Source organism: Mesorhizobium maamorense, from assembly GCF_044998965.1.
GTDB lineage: Bacteria > Pseudomonadota > Alphaproteobacteria > Rhizobiales > Rhizobiaceae > Mesorhizobium.
In genome coordinates this window covers 4,918,587-4,936,298 of record NZ_CP173356.1, presented here as the reverse complement: position 1 = coordinate 4,936,298, position 17,712 = coordinate 4,918,587, and the positions used below count along the sequence as shown (strand labels likewise).

19 protein-coding genes are annotated in these 17,712 nt (G+C 64.0%); 11 read left to right on the top strand and 8 right to left on the bottom strand.

Going from position 1 to position 17,712, the window contains the following annotated elements:
* Positions 1–45 precede the first annotated feature (45 nt).
* Positions 46–852, top strand: coding sequence for an alpha/beta hydrolase (locus ACIU1A_RS24680; protein ID WP_140525766.1), 807 nt, complete (start codon positions 46–48; stop codon positions 850–852).
* A gap of 55 nt (positions 853–907) precedes the next feature.
* On the opposite strand, the gene ACIU1A_RS24675 is transcribed toward ACIU1A_RS24680, so the two are convergent.
* Positions 908–1,210, bottom strand: coding sequence for a BolA family transcriptional regulator (locus tag ACIU1A_RS24675; protein ID WP_140560160.1), 303 nt, complete (start codon positions 1,208–1,210; stop codon positions 908–910).
* A gap of 183 nt (positions 1,211–1,393) precedes the next feature.
* Between ACIU1A_RS24675 and ACIU1A_RS24670 the strand changes: the two genes are divergently transcribed.
* The 4 genes from ACIU1A_RS24670 to ACIU1A_RS24655 all read left to right on the top strand — a co-directional run bounded on the left by ACIU1A_RS24670 (position 1,394) and on the right by ACIU1A_RS24655 (position 6,059).
* The gene (locus ACIU1A_RS24670; protein WP_140500760.1) at positions 1,394–2,014 is read left to right on the top strand and encodes a J domain-containing protein; all 621 of its coding nucleotides are present in this window, start codon (positions 1,394–1,396) and stop codon (positions 2,012–2,014) included.
* A gap of 123 nt (positions 2,015–2,137) precedes the next feature.
* Complete coding sequence (gene cobS, locus ACIU1A_RS24665; RefSeq protein WP_140500761.1) at positions 2,138–3,124, top strand: cobaltochelatase subunit CobS; 987 nt, start codon at positions 2,138–2,140, stop codon at positions 3,122–3,124.
* Positions 3,125–3,135: 11 nt separating this feature from the next.
* Positions 3,136–5,034, top strand: a complete 1,899-nt coding sequence (gene cobT / locus ACIU1A_RS24660) for a cobaltochelatase subunit CobT (RefSeq protein WP_404925492.1) — start codon at positions 3,136–3,138, stop codon at positions 5,032–5,034.
* Positions 5,031–6,059, top strand: coding sequence for an esterase-like activity of phytase family protein (locus ACIU1A_RS24655; RefSeq protein WP_404925491.1), 1,029 nt, complete (start codon positions 5,031–5,033; stop codon positions 6,057–6,059). Before cobT ends, ACIU1A_RS24655 begins: the two co-directional genes overlap by 4 nt.
* A gap of 135 nt (positions 6,060–6,194) precedes the next feature.
* Here ACIU1A_RS24655 and ACIU1A_RS24650 read toward each other — a convergent pair whose 3' ends face one another.
* From ACIU1A_RS24650 to rpmB, 3 genes are all read right to left on the bottom strand, one after another.
* Positions 6,195–6,875, bottom strand: a complete 681-nt coding sequence (locus tag ACIU1A_RS24650; protein ID WP_404925490.1) for a spermidine synthase — start codon at positions 6,873–6,875, stop codon at positions 6,195–6,197.
* A 3-nt stretch (positions 6,876–6,878) separates the two neighbouring features.
* On the bottom strand, positions 6,879–7,562 hold the full coding sequence (locus ACIU1A_RS24645; protein ID WP_140565855.1) for a queuosine precursor transporter: 684 nt from the start codon (positions 7,560–7,562) through the stop codon (positions 6,879–6,881).
* 164 nt (positions 7,563–7,726) lie between these two features.
* Positions 7,727–8,023, bottom strand: coding sequence for a 50S ribosomal protein L28 (gene rpmB / locus ACIU1A_RS24640; RefSeq protein WP_140500766.1), 297 nt, complete (start codon positions 8,021–8,023; stop codon positions 7,727–7,729).
* 250 nt (positions 8,024–8,273) lie between these two features.
* On the opposite strand from rpmB, the gene ACIU1A_RS24635 reads away from it, so the two are divergent.
* The 3 genes from ACIU1A_RS24635 to ACIU1A_RS24625 are packed head-to-tail and all read left to right on the top strand — an operon-like array spanning position 8,274 to position 10,675.
* On the top strand, positions 8,274–9,062 hold the full coding sequence (locus ACIU1A_RS24635; RefSeq protein ID WP_404925489.1) for a DUF3108 domain-containing protein: 789 nt from the start codon (positions 8,274–8,276) through the stop codon (positions 9,060–9,062).
* A 27-nt stretch (positions 9,063–9,089) separates the two neighbouring features.
* Positions 9,090–10,004 carry a DMT family transporter gene (locus tag ACIU1A_RS24630; RefSeq protein WP_140633313.1) on the top strand — a complete coding sequence of 305 codons (915 nt, stop codon included), beginning with the start codon at positions 9,090–9,092 and terminating at the stop codon, positions 10,002–10,004.
* A complete protein-coding gene (locus ACIU1A_RS24625; RefSeq protein ID WP_404925488.1) occupies positions 10,001–10,675 on the top strand; it encodes a lysoplasmalogenase family protein in 675 nt (224 codons plus the stop codon). Before ACIU1A_RS24630 ends, ACIU1A_RS24625 begins: the two co-directional genes overlap by 4 nt.
* A gap of 15 nt (positions 10,676–10,690) precedes the next feature.
* Here the strand turns inward: ACIU1A_RS24625 and ACIU1A_RS24620 are convergent, their stop codons facing one another.
* The gene (locus tag ACIU1A_RS24620) at positions 10,691–11,131 is read right to left on the bottom strand and encodes a cupin domain-containing protein (protein WP_140500770.1); all 441 of its coding nucleotides are present in this window, start codon (positions 11,129–11,131) and stop codon (positions 10,691–10,693) included.
* Positions 11,132–11,154: 23 nt separating this feature from the next.
* Positions 11,155–11,922, bottom strand: a complete 768-nt coding sequence (gloB, locus tag ACIU1A_RS24615; RefSeq protein WP_140560165.1) for a hydroxyacylglutathione hydrolase — start codon at positions 11,920–11,922, stop codon at positions 11,155–11,157.
* Positions 11,923–12,075: 153 nt separating this feature from the next.
* On the opposite strand from gloB, the gene ACIU1A_RS24610 reads away from it, so the two are divergent.
* The 3 genes from ACIU1A_RS24610 (at position 12,076) to ACIU1A_RS24600 (ending at position 15,736) form a co-directional block, all read left to right on the top strand.
* Positions 12,076–12,864: a class I SAM-dependent methyltransferase gene (locus tag ACIU1A_RS24610; protein ID WP_140565863.1), complete on the top strand. Its 789-nt coding sequence runs from the start codon at positions 12,076–12,078 to the stop codon at positions 12,862–12,864.
* 139 nt (positions 12,865–13,003) lie between these two features.
* Positions 13,004–14,827: an ABC transporter ATP-binding protein/permease gene (locus ACIU1A_RS24605; protein WP_404925487.1), complete on the top strand. Its 1,824-nt coding sequence runs from the start codon at positions 13,004–13,006 to the stop codon at positions 14,825–14,827.
* A gap of 105 nt (positions 14,828–14,932) precedes the next feature.
* Complete coding sequence (locus tag ACIU1A_RS24600) at positions 14,933–15,736, top strand: DUF1194 domain-containing protein (RefSeq protein WP_140513896.1); 804 nt, start codon at positions 14,933–14,935, stop codon at positions 15,734–15,736.
* A 111-nt stretch (positions 15,737–15,847) separates the two neighbouring features.
* Here ACIU1A_RS24600 and metW read toward each other — a convergent pair whose 3' ends face one another.
* Complete coding sequence (gene metW, locus ACIU1A_RS24595; protein WP_140500775.1) at positions 15,848–16,462, bottom strand: methionine biosynthesis protein MetW; 615 nt, start codon at positions 16,460–16,462, stop codon at positions 15,848–15,850.
* Between the two features lie 58 nt (positions 16,463–16,520).
* The gene (locus ACIU1A_RS24590) at positions 16,521–17,690 is read right to left on the bottom strand and encodes a homoserine O-acetyltransferase (protein WP_140513895.1); all 1,170 of its coding nucleotides are present in this window, start codon (positions 17,688–17,690) and stop codon (positions 16,521–16,523) included.
* Positions 17,691–17,712: the final 22 nt, after the last annotated feature.

Genomic DNA, 17,712 nt, shown 5'->3' with positions numbered 1-17,712 from the left:
GGCATTCCTCGTCTACATATCGGGCCCAACGATCGGGAGATTGCGATGATCGATCGACGAAGCCTTATTCTGGTGTCCGCGGCGGCGATGTTGCCATTGGGCACATCGGTCGCATGGGGCCAGCGCCAACCCGTGCCGACAACCTTCGATTACGGGCCGGCCAAGCTCGATATCTATGCGCCGGATGGCGCACGCGGATTGCCGGTCGTCTTCTTCGTCCATGGCGGCGCCTGGCGCTCCGGCAAGCGCTCGCAGGTCAACGCGAAGCCGGCCTTCCTGCTCGCCAACGGGTTTTGCCTGGTCTCCATCGACTATCGCATGCTGCCCGAAGCGGAGGTCGCCACCCAGGCCGACGATGTCGAAAAGGCCTATGCCTATGTCCGCGCCAACATTGCCCGGCATGGCGGCGATGCCAGGCGGATCGTGGCCATGGGCCATTCGGCCGGTTGCCACCTCGTTGCGCTGACCGGCATGCGCGGCGGTCTACCGGGTGTCGCCGCGCTGCTTCTCGACGACACCAGGGCCTATGACCTCACCGCGCTTTCCAGGAATGGCGGCATGGCGGGGGCCTATGCGCGGGCCTTCCCCGATCCCGCGCAATGGGCGGCGTTGTCGCCGGCCAGTTATGTAGATGGCCGCAAGCACCCGCCGACCTTCATCGCCTACTCAGGCGCTTCGGGCCGGGACGGGGACTCCAAGGCGTTCGCCGAGCGCTTGCGCGCCACCGGCACCAAGGTGACGCTGTTCGACGGCAGCGCCTATACGCACATGTCGATCAACCGCGATTTCGGCGAGGATGGCGACGCCTTGACCGGGGCGGCACTGGCATTCCTGAAATCGGCGGTTGGGTGATTGCGGCATCGAAACGGAGCTCTGAACGTCACCGCGAGGAGCGAGGAGGACCGGCCTACCAGCGCGTCTTTTCGCCGGGAGCCGCCGGTTCGATCGCCAGCGCGTGCAGGCCAGCCTTCAATTCGTCGGCCAAAAGCGCGTTGACCGCGCGGTGGCGCTCGATGCGGCTCATGCCGGCAAAATCCTGCGAAACAATGCGGACGCGGAAATGCGTCTCGCCGGTGCCGTCGAACGTAGCCTGGTGGCCGGATTCCACATGATGATGGCCGGCGTGCAGATGGCTTTCGTTGATGACGACCAGCCGCTCCGGCGAAAATGCCTTGCTCAACTTGTCTTCCATGGTTGCCTGTATGGACATTGCCGTCTCCCTTCACCACATATCGCCAGCGGGATCGCGGAAGCCGAACCGACTTCGTTGCATGCCGCGCTTCAACAAAATCGGTCCTCCGCCTGCTTTATGCCGCGATTCAGCGGTTAGGGCGATCATCGCGAAAATGTCAATTCTTGTTTCGCATCTGCGAACGCCCCATAAATGGGTTAGATGAAGCCGTATCCCAAATATTTCGAGAAGATCCGCATCCGCCAGGAGAAGGACGCGGAGCTGAAGTCGCACGCGCCGATCTGCCAGTGGGATGGCTGCAAGGAGGCGGGCACCCATCGCGCTCCGGTCGGGCGCATGAAGGAGGGCGAGTATTTCCGCTTCTGCTTCGACCATGTGCGCGAGTACAACAAGGGTTTCAACTATTTTTCCGGCGTTCCGGACACCGAGGTCGCCCGTTTCCAGAAGGAGGCGATGACCGGCCATCGGCCGACCTGGAAGATGGGCGTCAACGGCGCCTCGACGCGCTCGTCTCCCGATATGGCGCAGATGCGCTCCGGCCGGGCCGGCTACTACAACCGGATGCGCGACCCGTTCGACCTGTTCAAGGGGCCGAAGGATCCCCGGGAGGTGCGCGAGCGCAAGGCCAAGCCGCTTGAGGCCAAGGCGCTGGAAACGCTTGGCCTTGATACAAAGGCGACTGGCAAGGAGATCAAGGCGCGCTATAAGGAACTGGTGAAGCGTCACCATCCGGATGCGAATGGCGGCGACAGAGGTTCGGAAGACCGGTTCCGCGATGTGCTCCAGGCCTATCGCGTGCTCAAGCAGGCGGGTTTGTGCTGAGCGACCCAACGGTTCGTGTCGTTTTCCAACTTTCATAAGGGTGGAAAAGGCTCTAAGACCGCCCCCGGAGAAAATCGATTGCCGGCGAAATCAGTCGTTTCGCCCGTGGAGACGTGGATAGAGATGAACAAGGTCGATCGCGACATCGCCAACCTGCCCGACACCACGGTGTCGGTGAAGGACAAATTCGGCTTCGACTCCAAGATGGTGGTGCCGGCTTATTCGGTCACCAGCGAACATGTGCCCGACATCGATCCCGACTATCTTTTCGACAAGGCGACGACGATGGCGATCCTCGCCGGCTTCGCCTACAACCGGCGCGTCATGGTCTCGGGCTATCACGGCACCGGCAAATCGACCCACATCGAGCAGGTCGCGGCCCGCCTCAACTGGCCTTGCGTGCGCGTCAATCTCGACAGCCATGTCAGCCGCATCGACCTCGTCGGCAAGGACGCGATCGTGGTCAAGGACGGCTTGCAGATCACCGAATTCCGCGACGGCATTCTGCCCTGGGCCTACCAGCACAATGTGGCGCTGTGCTTCGACGAATACGACGCCGGCCGTCCGGACGTGATGTTCGTCATCCAGCGCGTGCTGGAATCGTCTGGTCGGCTGACGCTGCTCGACCAGAGCCGCGTCATCCGTCCGCATCCGGCGTTCCGGCTGTTCTCGACCGCCAACACGGTCGGGTTGGGCGACACCACCGGCCTCTATCACGGCACCCAGCAGATCAACCAGGCGCAGATGGACCGCTGGTCGATCGTCACCACGCTGAACTACCTGCCGCACGACAATGAGGTGAATATCGTGCTGGCCAAGGCCAAGCACTATCGCGACGGCAAGGGCAAGGACATCGTCAACAAGATGGTGCGCGTCGCAGACATGACGCGCTCGGCCTTCATCAATGGCGATCTGTCGACCGTGATGAGCCCGCGTACCGTCATCACCTGGGCGGAGAATGCCGAGATCTTCGGCAATATCGGCATGGCGTTCCGGCTGACCTTCCTCAACAAATGCGACGAACTGGAGCGCTCGGTGGTGGCCGAGTTCTACCAGCGCGCCTTCGGCGAGGATCTGCCGGAGAGCGCCGCCAATGTGGTGCTGGGCTAAGCAGAGCCTCGATGGCGGGTCCGGGCGACAATACGCGCAACAAGTCGAAGACGGGCTCTGAAGCCGACAGCTTCAAGCGCGCCGTCACCGTCTGCATGCGCGCCATCGCCGGCGACAAGGAGCTGGAAGTCGGCTTCGCCAAGGACCGCCCGGCGCTCGCAGGCAGCCGCGCCCGGCTGCCGGAATTGCCCAAGAAGGCGTCCAAGACCGACATAGCCATCACCCGCGGCCTCGGCGATTCCATGGCGCTCAAGCGCGCCTGCCATGACGTGCGCATCCACAGCAGACTGGCGCCGGAAGGCAAGGCGGCCCGCGCCATCTACGACGCGGTCGAGCAGGCGCGCGTCGAGGCGATCGGCAGCCGCGCCATGCAAGGGGTCGCCGACAATATAGGCTCGATGCTGGAGGACAAATACGCCAAGGCCAATCTCGTCGACGTCAAGGACAAGGCCGACGCCCCGATCGAGGAGGCGCTGGCGCTGATGGTGCGCGAGAAGCTGACCGGCCGGCCGATCCCCAAGAGCGGCGAGCGGCTGGTCGAGCTCTGGCGCCCTTGGGTCGAGGAAAAGGCCAGCGCCGACCTCGACGGGCTGTCGTCCAAGCTCGACGACCAGCAGGCCTTCGCCCGCGTCGTGCGTGAAATGCTTGCCTCCATGGAAATGGCCGAGGAACTCGGCGACGATCAGGAGACCGAAGACTCAGAGGACAATGACGATAACCAGCCGCAAGGCGAGGAACAGAGCGAGGAAGGCGGCGAGGACGATTCCGGCTCCGAACAGTCGCAGTCCGAGGATGCCGAGGCTTCCGCTGACGACGAGCAGTCGGCCGAGACCGAAGCCTCCGACGCCACTGCCGACGATTTGTCCGACGATGACAATGCCGATGCCGAGACGCCCGGCGAGGCGCGCCGCAATGACAACCCTTTCACCAACCTGCCGAAGGAGATCGATTACAAGGTCTTCACGTCAGCTTTCGACGAGACGGTGGGGGCGGAGGAGCTTTGCGAGGAAGAAGAACTCGACCGGCTGCGCGCTTTCCTCGACAAGCAACTCGCCAACCTGTCCGGCGTCGTCGGCCGGCTGGCCAACCGTTTGCAGCGCCGCCTGATGGCGCAGCAGAACCGGTCGTGGGATTTCGACCTGGAAGAGGGCTATCTCGACCCGGCACGGTTGGTGCGCGTCGTCATCGATCCGATGCAGCCGCTGTCCTTCAAGCAGGAGCGCGACACCAAATTCCGCGACACGGTGGTGACGCTGGTGCTCGACAATTCGGGGTCCATGCGCGGCCGGCCGATCACCGTGGCCGCCACCTGCGCCGACATTCTGGCGCGCACGCTGGAACGCTGCGGCGTTTCGGTCGAGATTTTGGGCTTCACCACGCGCGCCTGGAAAGGCGGGCAGGCCCGCGAGAAGTGGCTGAAGGACGGCAAGCCGCCGAATCCGGGCCGGCTGAACGACCTGCGCCACATCATCTACAAGTCGGCCGACCATCCCTGGCGGCGGGCACGGCGCAATCTCGGACTGATGATGCGCGAGGGCCTGCTCAAGGAAAACATCGACGGCGAGGCGCTGCTGTGGGCGCATAACCGGCTGATCGCCCGGCCGGAGCAGCGCAAGATCCTGATGATGATCTCGGACGGCGCGCCGGTCGACGATTCGACGCTGTCGGTCAATCCAGGCAATTATCTCGAGCGCCATCTGCGCGCTGTCATCGAACTGATCGAGACGCGTTCGCCGGTCGAGCTGCTTGCCATCGGCATCGGCCATGACGTCACGCGCTACTACCGGCGCGCCGTCACCATCGTCGATGCCGAGGAACTGGCCGGCGCCATGACCGAGCAATTGGCTTCGCTGTTCGCCGAGGAAAGCGCACGCGATACGCGGCGCGGCGGCATGCGGCGCGCCGGATGATCTTTTCGCACGGCGGATTTCGACAAGCACTTTTCGCCGCCATCGCCCTGTTTGCCGGTGCAGCCCCGGTGCCATCCAGTTCGGCCGGCGCGACCTCGGTTGAACCGGTCGAGGTCTCGGCCCGCCCGATCACCGAATTCCGTATAGGCCGTGCCGACAAGCAATTCGGTCCGCTCGAATTCGTCGGCGGGCTGGAGATGACGTCGCCGTCGCGCGATTTCGGCGCGCTGTCGGCCTTCCGTTTCCTGAAAGGCGGTCGCGACTTCGTCGGCGTCGCCGATACCGGATTCTGGTTCTTCGGCACCGTGACCCATGATGCGGACAAGCGCCCGTCAGGCATCGGGGACTTCCGCATGGAACAGATGGTCGATGCATCGGGCCAGCCGATCGACGAGAAATCGGAAGTCGATGCCGAGGGGCTTTCCGTCAAGGACGGCATTGCCACCGTGGGTTTCGAGCGCAACCATCGCGTCGCCCAGTTCAAAATTGGCCCCGACGATATGAAGGCGCCGTTCAGGCAGATGGATTTCCTGGTTCCGGCATGGGAGCTGCGCCGGAACCGAGGCTTCGAGACCGTCACCCACGCCAATGCCAATGGCCGCCACCAAGGCGGCCTGGTCGTGGTGTCGGAAAAGAGCTTGGACAAGGCCGGCAACATCTATGCCGCCATCATCGAAGGTCCGCACAAGGGCGTCTTCACCGTCAAGCGCAACGGCGATTTCGACATCACCGATGGGGCTTTCCTGCCGGATGGCGACCTTCTGCTGCTAGAGCGCAGTTTCACGATGGCAGGAGGTCTCAAGATGCGGCTGCGGCGCATTGATGGCGAGACCGTGGAGAAGGGCGCGGTCGCCGACGGTCCGGTGCTGCTGGAAGCCGATATGGGCTACCAGATCGACAATATGGAAGGGCTCGACGTCTGGACGCGCGAAGACGGCGCGCTGATGGTGTCGCTGATCTCCGACGACAACCACTCGATCCTGCAGCGCAATCTCTACCTGGAATTCATTTTGCACCAGGACTGATTTGGCGCTCCAACTGCGAAGCTGAAGTTGAAGGTATTCAACGCCGGCTTCGATTTGGTCGGACGCCTTCCCCCACTCCGTCGAGCGCAACTCGACGGAGTGGGGGTCGACTATTCATCAAATGACGGCGTCCGCTCAGGGTCGCGAGCCGTTGGTGGCGATCCAGATGACATGGCGCGCGCCGCGCTTGCCGTTGGCGCGCGTGCTCACCTCCTCGACCGCGAAACCTGCCTGCTCCAGCCGCCGGGTGAAGCCGCTGTCCGGCCCTTGCGACCACACCGCAAGCACGCCGCCGGGCTTCAGTGCGATGCGCGCTGCCGCCAGGCCTTGCAGGCTGTAAAGCGCGTCGTTGGATTTGTGAACGATGCCGTCCGGGCCGTTGTCGACATCTAGCAGGATGGCGCCCCAGGCCGCGGGCCGGGGTCTTATCAACTGCCCGACATCGGCCTCCCGAACGATGACGCGCGGATCGTCGAGGCAGCCACCAAACAGCTCGGCCATCGGCCCTCGTGCCCACGCGACGACCGCCGGCACCAACTCCGCGACAGTGATTTCGGCATTCTCGCCCAACTCGGCGAGAGCGGCGCGCAGCGTAAAACCCATGCCAAGGCCGCCGATCAGCATTCTCGGCTGTCTGCGGCCGGCGATCCTCTGACAGGAGAGCCTGGCCAACGCTTCTTCCGAGCCGCTGAGGCGGCTGTTCATCAACTCGTTGGTGCCCAGCATGATCGAGAATTCGGAACCGCGCCGCTTGAGCCGAAGCTCCTGCGCGCCATCCGGGGTTTTCGCGGAGTCCAGCTGGATCCAGGGAATCACGGCCTAGACCGCAGCAACAGCCGGCTGGCTCCAGCGGGCGGCGAGCAGCCGATAGGGGATCAGTGCCACGACGGCGATGATCAGCTTCACGCTGAGGTCGCCAAGCGCCCAGGAGACCCAACGCATGGCCTCGACCGGCAGCACGCCCATCAGCGGCGCCGTTTCCAGCGCAAAACTGTCGCTTGGGCCAGCGAAGGCGAAAGCCGCGGAGAAAGCGACGCTGAAGAACACGACGGTGTCGAACACCGAGCCGACTAACGTGCCGACGATCGGCGCCCGCCACCAGCTCTGTCGGCGCAGACGGTTGAACACGGTCACGTCGAGCAATTGCGCGGTGAGGAAAGCCGCGCCGGACGCCGCCGCGATGCGCACCAGCCGGTCGGCGGCGGTCTCGAATTCGATGAAACCATGGCGGAACAGGAAGGGCGGCACGAGGATCGAGCAGACCACCGCCGTCATGAAGCCGACAAAGACGATCCGGCGCGCCACGGCAGGCCCGTAGCGGCGATTGGCAAGGTCGGTCACCAGAAAGGAGAACGGGTAGGTGAAGGCGCCCCAGGTGAGCAGGTCGGCCAGCGACAAGCCGCCGATCCGACCCTGCATCGGGAACTGCACGAGGATATTCGATGCCACGACGACAAGCGCCATGGCGGCCACGAAGGGCAGGTATCGCGAGAAGGAAGTCATTTTTTTATCCTGGGTAATGGAACCAGCGGAGCGTCATGCCGAAACCGGATCGCGCTCGCTTTGTTCGAGCATCGGATTGCCGAAACCGCCTTGCGGACGGCGATCCGATGCTCAAGGCCAACAAGAGGTTGGCCAGGGCGGTCGTCCCCCGCCTGAAAGACAGTTTACGCGGCAGCCTGCTCGGCGAGCTTCTTGGCGATCTGCTTCTTCAAGAGGCGCGCGCGCTGCGACAGCTCCTTGACGTCAGCCTTGGCCAGGAAGGCGTCGAGACCGCCGCGATGCTCGACCGAACGCAGCGCGTTGGCGGAAATGCGCAGGCGCACATTCTGGTTCAGCGCTTCCGAAATCAGCGTCACATTGACGAGGTTCGGCAGGAAGCGACGCTTGGTCTTGTTGTTGGCGTGGCTCACATTGTTGCCGGTCTGGACTGCCTTGGCAGTGAGTTCGCAGGTGCGGGACATGGTTCTAACCTTCAGTTCTCTCGGGGACCTGCCAAACCTTCGTGCCCACGCCGGGTGGCGCGCGGTTCTGGTCAAGCGGCCTTATGGAAAAAGTTGGCGTTCCATAGTTGCATTTCGCCCATGCGTCAAGCTCCAGCCTGGCCCAGCGGCATTTCATACTAAGGCCGGAATTCGTCGTATAAGCGGTTCCATAGGGACATGCCAGACCGGAGTTGTCCGCCTCCGGCTGAATCAAGGACCCGATCGCGCCATGCTTCGCTTGCCCCATGCCCTTGCCGCCGCGCTGGCCGTTGCCTCGCCGTCGCCTGCGACGGCCGCCTCGCCGCAGTCCTTCAGGGGCGAATACACAGTGTCGTTTCTGGGCCTTTCTATCGCGAAATCAAGCTTTTCAAGCCATTATGAGAACGGCGTCTACTCGATCGACGGCAGCGTTTCCGCGGCCGGTCTGGCCAAGCTGTTCGACGATACGCGCGGCACGATCTCGTCCAGGGGTACGATTTCGGGGCAGAAGATGGTACCGCAGGTGTTCCGCGCCGACTACACTTCCGGCAAGAAAGCCTCCGCGATCGATATCCGTTTTGCCAACGGCAACGTCACCTCGACGACGGTCGTTCCCGCGCCGGAAAAGCGCGATCCCGAGAGTTGGGTGCCGCTCGGCGCCGGCGACCTGGCATCGGTGCTCGATCCGATGGCAGCGACCGTCATCCATGCCGGCAGCCTCGACAAGGTCTGCGGCCGCACGGTGAGGCTCTATGACGGCGAGATGCGCGCCAACCTGACGCTGAGCTACGCTTCAAAAGGGTCGATCTCGGTGCCCGGCTACAAGGGCGACACGGTCACCTGCCGGATGGGTTTCGAGCCGGTGGCGGGCTACCGCAAGGGCCGCAAGGCGCTCAACTACCTCAAGAACAAAAGCCGCATCATGGTGACATTTGCGCCGCTTGGCCAAACCGGGGTATATGCGCCGATCCGCGCGACGGTCGGGACGCAGATCGGCACCTTGACCATCAGCGCCAGGCGTTTCGAAGCAATACAATAAGGCGCCACGCGCGCCACTGGAGACAGAATGGGGCGCGCGACACTGATCGGCTTTTCGGCCGTCGCCATGTGGGCGCTGCTCGCGTTGCTTACGGACGCATCCGGCAAGGTGCCGCCGTTCCTCTTGTCGGCGATCACCTTCTCGATCGGCACCGGGGTCGGGCTTGTCGCGCGTCTCTTCATGCCGGCCGCGGATAAAAGCCAGAGGATACCGCGCCAGGTCTGGGTGATCGGCATTGCCGGCCTTTTCGGCTACCACTTCTTCTACTTCACTGCGCTGCGCAACGCGCCGGCGGTGGAGGCGAGCCTGATCGCCTATCTGTGGCCGCTGCTGATCGTGCTCGGCTCGGCGCTGATGCCGGGCGAGCGGCTGGCCTGGAACCATATCGTGGGCGCGCTGCTCGGCCTAGCCGGCACCGTGCTCATCGTCACCAAGGGCGGCGGCCTCGCCTTCGACGCGCGCTATGCCTTCGGCTACGCCATGGCTGCCGTCTGCGCCGTGCTGTGGTCGTCCTATTCGCTCCTGTCGCGGCGTTTCCCCTCGGTGCCGACCAGCATCGTCACTTGGTTCTGCGCGGCGACCGCGCTGTTGTCGCTTGCCTGCCATCTGGCGCTGGAAGAGACGGTGCTGCCCGCGAGTGCCGGGCAATGGCTTGCCGTGCTCGGGCTCGGCCTGATGCCAGTGGGGGCAGCCTTCTATGCCTGGGATGTCGGCGTCAAGCGCGGCAACATCCAGGTGCTGGGCGCGGCAAGCTATGCCGCGCCGCTCCTGTCGACGCTGGTGTTGATCGCGGCCGGCGTCGCCGAGCCGTCGCTGCGCATTGTCGCGGCCTGCGTGCTCATCACCGGGGGGGCCGCACTTGCGGCAAAGTCGCTGTTCCTGCGCAAGCCCGCTGCTTCCGAAAGCGGAGCCGGTGCATCCGAAGGCGGAGCCCGGGCGTGACGATGCCGTTTCCAGGCGGCATCGACGCCAACGCCAATGCGACGCTGATCTTTTCGCTGGTGGCGGCGGTTGTCTACGCCTTCACATCAGGCATGGCGCCGACGCTCGCCCGTTCGGCGGCAAAAACGCTCGCCGTGGCCATGCTTGCCGTGCTGGCGGCGATGCAGGGCGGGCCGCTGCTACTGGTCGCCGCTCTTGCGCTGAGCGCCATCGGCGACGCCTTCCTGTCGCGGGATGGCGAAAAGATGTTTCTGGGCGGGCTGGGCAGCTTTCTCGCCGCGCATATCGTCTACGTCGTGCTGTTCCTGCGCAGCGGCGGGGGGATGGGAGTGCTGGGGGCCGAACCTTGGCGCGCGGCAATCGCACTTGCGATGGCGGTATTCGTTATTCTCATGCTGGCGGCGCTGTGGCGCCGCGTCGGCCCGGCCCTGCGAGCGCCGATCGCGGGCTATGTCGCGGCCATCCTCGCCATGGGCATTTCGGCGCTGACGACGAGCAGTGCCGCTGTTATCGGCGGTGCCGTGCTGTTCATGGCGTCCGACGCGCTGCTGGCCACGGAACGCTTCCTGGCGGCCACCATTTCGCCACATCGCGCCTGGATGCGTTTGGCGGTCTGGGTGCTTTACTACGCCGCGCAGCTCGTGATCACGCTTGGTTTCCTGCTGCGCTAAGGGTTTCCGGCTGCGTCAGAGCTGTTTAGGCCGCCAACCAGGCTCCGCCAGTTCAAACGCCGCAAAGTCGAAGCCCGGCGCCACGGTGCAGCCGACCAGGGTCCACTCGCCCAGGCTGCGCGCCGATTGCCACCAGCCCGCCGGCACGACGATTTGCGGCCGCTCGCCGGCCGCAAGCTCGATGCCGAGCACCTGCTCGATCACCCGGTTAGCCTTTGGGCCGCCTTCTTCCCATATCGACAGCGCCAGCGGCGCGCCGGCGTAGAAGTGCCAGGCCTCGGCTGCATCCCTGACGCGATGCCAGGCGGAAACCTGGCCCTGCTCCAGCAGAAAATAGATCGCCGTCGAGTGGCCTCGAGCTCCGCCGCCACCGTCGCGAAAGGTTTCCGTGTACCAGCCGCCTTCCGGATGCGGCTTCATGCCAAGGATGACGATGATTTCTGCGGAACTCGTCATGGTTTCGACCAGTGTCGCTTGGCCTAGAAATTATCCTTGCGCTTGCGGATCTCGGCAAAAACCTCGACATCCGACGCCTTCTCCATGCCGAGATGCCTGCGGATTGCCGGATCGTGCCAGCGCAGGAAAGGGTTGGTCGACAATTCCTCGCCGATCGTGGTCGGCAGCGTCGGCTTGTTATCGGCGCGCAGCGCTTCAATTTTTGCCGCGCGTTCCTTCAATGCCGAATTGGTCCGGTCGACGCTCAGCGCGAAACGGGCGTTGGCGAGCGTGTATTCGTGCCCGCAATAGATCACGGTCGCGGCAGGCAGTGCCGCGAGCTTCTTCAGGGATCCATACATCACCGGCGGCTTGCATTCGAACAGCCGCCCGCAGCCGAGCGCGAACAGCGTGTCGGCGGTGAACGCCACTTTCGATGCCGGCAGGTGATAGGAGACGTGGCCGGCGGTGTGGCCGGGGGTGGCGATCACTTCGATGCGCTCCTCGCCGAGATGCAGGATCGAACCGTCCTCGACAGTGTCGTCAATGCCGGGAATCTTGGCCTTTTCGGCTTCGGGGCCCACGATGCGCAGCTTGAAGCGCTGCTTCAGCGCCAGATTGGCCTCGACATGGTCGGCATGGTGATGCGTGGTCAGGATCATCGTCGGCGTCCAGCCGGTGCGCTTGACCGCAGCCAGGATCGCCGCTTCTTCCGGCGCATCGATAAGCGCGGTCTGACCGCTTTTGGGGTCATGCACCAGCACGCCGAAATTGTCGCTGCGGCACATGAACTGTTCGATTTCGACCGCCATCGCATCTCTCCATCTTTCGCCGCAGACATAGGACGCCGACGCGCGGATGTCATCCCGGAGATGACTAATGTCAGGATGTCATTCGACATCCGGGATCTCGGGACGTCGCGGCCTTTTGTTGAAACCCGCCGATATCGCGGCTACATCCCTGACATGCATTCCGACATCGTCGATCTCCGCTCCTTCTATTCGACAGCGCTCGGTCGCTTCGCCGAGCATTCGATCACCATGGCCTTGTCATCGATATGGGCCACCGTGCCCAATGAGCGGCTTGTCGGGCTCGGCTACACCTTGCCTTGGCTGGAACGGTTCGGCAGCGACGCCGAGCGGGTGTTCGCCTTCATGCCGGCGACGCAGGGCGCCGTGGTCTGGCCGGCGGCGGGACCGACGGCGACGGCTCTGGTTTTCGACGAGGAACTGCCGCTGGTCGATTCCTGCATCGACCGCATGCTGCTCGTGCATTCGCTCGAGCATGTCGAAAACCCGCGCGAAACGCTGAACGAGATCTGGCGCGTGCTGTCGCCGGCCGGCCGGGTGGTCATCGTCGTGCCCAACCGGCGCGGCGTCTGGGCGCGGTTCGAGCACACGCCGTTTGGCAATGGCAGGCCGTTCTCGCGCGGTCAGCTCACCGAGTTGCTGCGCGAGGCGAATTTCACGCCCGCCGCCTGGTCCGACGCCCTGTTCTTTCCGCCATCGCGGCGGCGTTTCATGATGCGCTTCCACAATATGGTGGAGCGCGCCGGCCGGCGGCTGTGGCCGATCTTTTCCGGCGTCATCGTGGTCGAGGCGCAGAAGCGGCTCTATCAGGGCGTGCCGGCCGCCCAGCGCGCTTCCCGACGGGTTTTCGTGCCGGTGCTTTCGCCGCATGCAGCAACGCGGCTCGGCCGGCGAATAGAGACCGGGGCCACGACATCGCCGGGTCCGCGAATGACACCTTCGTGATCATGCCAGAAACTTGCGCCGGACGGCATTTCGCGACCTATCTGTCGCTGACGGGCTCGCAGCCTGGCTGAGTGACCAGTGGCGTCACTACACTTCATCCGGTTTTCAGCACCGCTTTTGAACGCAAGGACTTCAGCTCATGGCCGATTATCCGGACAATGATGCCTCTGCCCGGCCTATCGCTGCGGTCGAAGCTTCGAGCCTGCGTGATCAGGTGGCAACCATCAAGCTGGCGCTTGCCGGGTCGCCGGTCCGCAAAGGGCTACGCTGGGCCTCCATCGGAATGGTTGCCGTCATTGTCGCGACCTCGATCGGCCAGGTTCTGCTCAACCGCTGGAACCAGCCTTTCTACGATGCGCTTGCACGCCGCGACATGCAGGCCTTCCTGCACCAGCTCGCCATTTTTGCCGCGATTGCCGGTGGGCTTCTTGTGCTCAATGTCGGCCAGACCTGGCTCAATCAGACGATCCGGCTGAAGCTGCGCGAGGCGCTGACGCTCGATCTGATCGATGGATGGATGCGGCCGGCGCGCGCTTTTCGCCTGGCGCATGCAGGCGCCATCGGGGTCAATCCCGACCAGCGCATGCAGCAGGACGCGAGCCATCTTTCCGACCTGTCGACGGATCTTGGCGTTGGCCTGCTGCAATCCCTAATCCTGCTCGCCTCCTTCGTCGGCGTGTTGTGGGAGCTGTCCTCGGGCTTCGTCTTCCATGTCGGCGGGACATCGCTCGCCATACCGGGCTACATGGTGTGGGCGGCCATCCTCTATGCCGGAACGGCTTCCTGGCTGAGCTGGCTGGTCGGACGGCCACTGATCCACCTCAACAGCGACCGCTACACACGCGAGGCGGAGCTGCGTTCCTCGATGGTGCGCGTCAACGAGAACATCGATGCCATCGCGCTCGCCCGAAGCGAGCCCGATGCCAGGCGGCGGCTGGAAACCGACCTGGGCACCGTGCTCGGCGCCATGCGACGCATCTATAACGCCCAGATCAATCTCGCCTGGGTGACGGACACCTATGGCTGGATCACCGTGGTGGCTCCCATCCTGGTCGCTTCGCCGGTCTATTTCGCGGGCGATATCAGCTTCGGCGGACTGATGATGGCGGTCGGCGCCTTCAATCAGGTCCATTCTTCATTGCGTTGGTTCATCAACAATATCGGCAGCATCGCCGATTGGCGCGCGACGCTGATGCGCGTCGCCGATTTCCGCATTGCGCTGGATGAGACCGATGTGCTGCACGGCCAGGAAAGGCGCATCGAATTCGGCGAGAATGCAAACGGCAAGCTGACCTTCGAGAAACTCGAAGTGGCCTCGCCGGAGGGCTGCACGAGGCTCGCCGACCAGCATGTCGAGATCCACGCCGGCGAACGCGTCATGCTCACCGGCGAGCCTGGCGCGGGCAAGACGCTGTTCTTTCGCGCCATTGCCGGCCTGTGGCCGTGGGGGAGCGGGCGCATCGGCATGCCGGCGGGAGAGACGCCCATCTTCGTGCCGCGCACGCCTTACTTCCCAACCGCCACGCTGCGCGAAGTGCTCGACCGCGTGGACGGGGTTGCGCCGGCAAGCGATGCCGATATCTCAGCCGTGCTGGCCGAGATCGGCCTGGAACACCTGTCGTCGTCGCTCGGCCGCAGCGCGCGCTGGGAGCATGAACTGGCCGACGACGAACTGCGCCTGCTGGCCTTTGCCCGCCTCGTGCTGCGCCAACCAAAATGGGTGATCATCGATGAGGCTCTCGATGCCTTCGACGGACCGACACTGCGGCGGGTGTTGTCGATGCTGGAGAAGCGGCTGGGCGGGGCGACGATCCTCAATATAGGCCGCGGCCAGCACAACAATCAATTCTTCCCGCGCGCACTGACCATCGTGAAGGCGTCCGGCGTGCCGGCTCTGAAGCCCGCGCGCATAAGGGCAGGCGCGATCGAGCCGCCGCCGGCCGCTCCTCGCCGCAAGAAATAGCACTTCCGGCATCTATTCGGACCAGCCCGCGCCACGTCACGCGGCAGCTTTATTTCGCCGTGATCGCGAGGGAAGATCGCACCGGAAACATAGCTTGAGCCGGCCATGCTTGATGCTCTCAGCCTGCTTGCCTGCCTGGCCTGCACCGAGGCCGCCGTGACTGCGCCTGCGCCGGATAGTCTGGCCGTTGATGTCCAACTGGTGCTGGCGGTCGATATCTCATTGTCGATGGACGAGAAGGAGTTCGCCCTGCAGCGCGCCGGCTATGTGGAGGCGCTGCGTCATCCCGACTTCATCAAGGCGGTCCGCGCCGGGAACGCCGGTCGCATCGCGCTCACCTATTTCGAATGGGCCGGCACTGTGCGCGACGACGCGCTCATCGGCTGGCAGGTCATCGACGGCGCTGAGAGCGCCAACGCTTTTGCCGACAAGATTGCAGCCCGCCCGTTCCGCAGCTTCCGCGGCACGTCGATCTCCGGCGCGCTCGCCTTCGGCGCAGGGCTTTTCGACCGCACTACTTTCGAAAGCGAACGCAGCGTCATCGATATTTCCGGTGACGGACCAAACAATATCGGGCTGCCCGTCACCGCCACGCGGGATGCGGCAAACGCCAGAGGCATCGTCATCAACGGCCTGCCGATCCTGATCAATCCATCGCCCACCTTCAGCCATCTCGACCGGTATTACGCCCAGTGCGTAACCGGCGGGCCGGGCTCCTTCGTGCTGCCGATTTATACAGCCGCCGAATTCTCGACGGCGATCCGGCGCAAGTTGATCCTCGAAGTGAGCGGCGTTCAGAACGAGACCAGGATCATTCCCGCCGAAGCCGAGGCTCCGATCGACTGCCTGCAAGGCGAACGCGACAGACGGTTCTTGTCGGATCCGTATTTCCCGGAGCTCGATCGGTGAGCCTTCGCCGGGCTATGCGTCCCAACCTGCTGATGACCTTCGTCGCAGAGACCAGCCTGCAGCTCGACTTCGCCCGAAAAGGGGGTGTCATAGCCACCTCCGGGATGGCCCTTATCGCTTCAACAAGAACACTGCCTGCTGGCCGAAGAAGTTCCAGAACCACCATGGCATCGACAGGCCGATCTTCTGGCCGTTGGCGTCGAGCGCGGTCGCCCTTTCCACGGTCGCGCCAAGCTCCTCGCACAGATTGACGAAGTCGCGGATGGTGCAGAAGTGGATGTTCGGCGTGTCGTACCAGGAATAGGGCAGGTCCTTGGTCACCGGCATGCGGCCCTTGACGAACAGCGACAGGCGCACCCGCCAGTGGCCGAAATTGGGGAAGGAAACGATGGCGTGTTCGCCGATCCTGAGCAGTTCGTCGAGAACGAGCTTCGGGTTGCGGGTCGCCTGCAAGGTCTGCGACAGGACGACGAAATCAAAACCCTTGTCGGGATAGAATTCGAGATCCTTGTCGGCGTCGCCCTGAACGACGGAAAGGCCGCGCGCCACGCATTCGTTGACACCGCGCTGCGACAGCTCCAGTCCGCGGCCGTCGATCTGCTTGGTTTCCTGCAAAAGCTCGAGCAGCGAGCCGTCGCCGGAGCCGACGTCCAGCACCCGCGATTGCGGCGGGATCAGACCGGCGATCACCTCGAGATCGACGCGCTGGGCGCGGTTGACGCTCATGGCTTGCCCCTTGTCGTGGTGCGTGACCCTTGATGGACAGGTCTGCAATTTTGCGGGGTCATGCGCCGAGCCCTCTCGCTCGCGCGGCCGAGCCGATGAAGCCATTGATGGCGGCGAACAGTTCCGGCTCGTCGAGCAGGAAGGCGTCGTGCCCGCGATCGGTCTCGATCTCGACGAAGGACACCGACGCGCCGGCGGCATTCAGCGCATGGACGATCGAGCGGCTCTCCTCGGTCGGGAACAGCCAATCCGAGGTGAACGACACCAGGCAGAAGCGGGTCTTGGTGCCGGCAAAAGCATCGGCCAGCCTGCCGCCGTGGTCGGCGGCGAGGTCGAAATAGTCCATGGACCGCGTCATATAGAGATAGGAATTGGCGTCGAAGCGGTCGACGAAAGTCATGCCCTGGTGACGCAGATAGCTCTCGATCTGGAAATCGGCGTCGAAGCCGAAGGTCAGCGCTTCGCGGTCCTGCAGGTTGCGGCCGAACTTCCGGTGCAAGGCTGCTTCCGACAGGTAGGTGATGTGGGCGGCCATGCGCGCCACGGCGAGCCCCTTTTCCGGGCGTTTGCCGTGGTCGAAATACTTGCCGCCATGCCACTCGGGGTCGGCCATCACGGCCTGCCGGCCGACCTCGTGGAAAGCGATGTTCTGCGAGGAATGCCGCGCGCCGGTGGCGATCGGCAGCGCCGAGAAAACACGCTCCGGATAGCTCGACGCCCATTGCAGCACCTGCATGCCGCCCATCGACCCGCCGAGCACGCAAAACAGTTTTTCGATGCCGAAATGATCGATCAGCATCTGCTGGGCACGCACCATGTCGCGGATGGTGATGACCGGAAGGTCGAGCCCATAAGGCTTGCCGGTGGCGGGATTGGTGGATGCCGGGCCGGTGGAACCGAGGCAGCCGCCGATGACGTTTGAGCAGATGACGAAGAAACGGTTGGTGTCGATGATCTTGCCGGGGCCGATCAGCACTTCCCACCAACCCGGCTTGCCGGTCACTGGATTGGTGCTGGCCACATGCTGGTCGCCGGTCAATGCGTGGCAGACGAGAATGGCGTTGGAACGGGCGTCATTCAGCGTGCCGTAGGTCTGGTAGGCGATCTGGAACGGCGACAGCAGCGTGCCGGCGTCGAGCTTGAGCGGCTTGTCGGCGCCGAAGCGCACGACCGGACTCGACGGTTGGTCTGCCTCGTTGTTGGTTCTGCCAGCGCGCTGAGCGGCCATCTCGTCTCTCTTGCTGCACCCT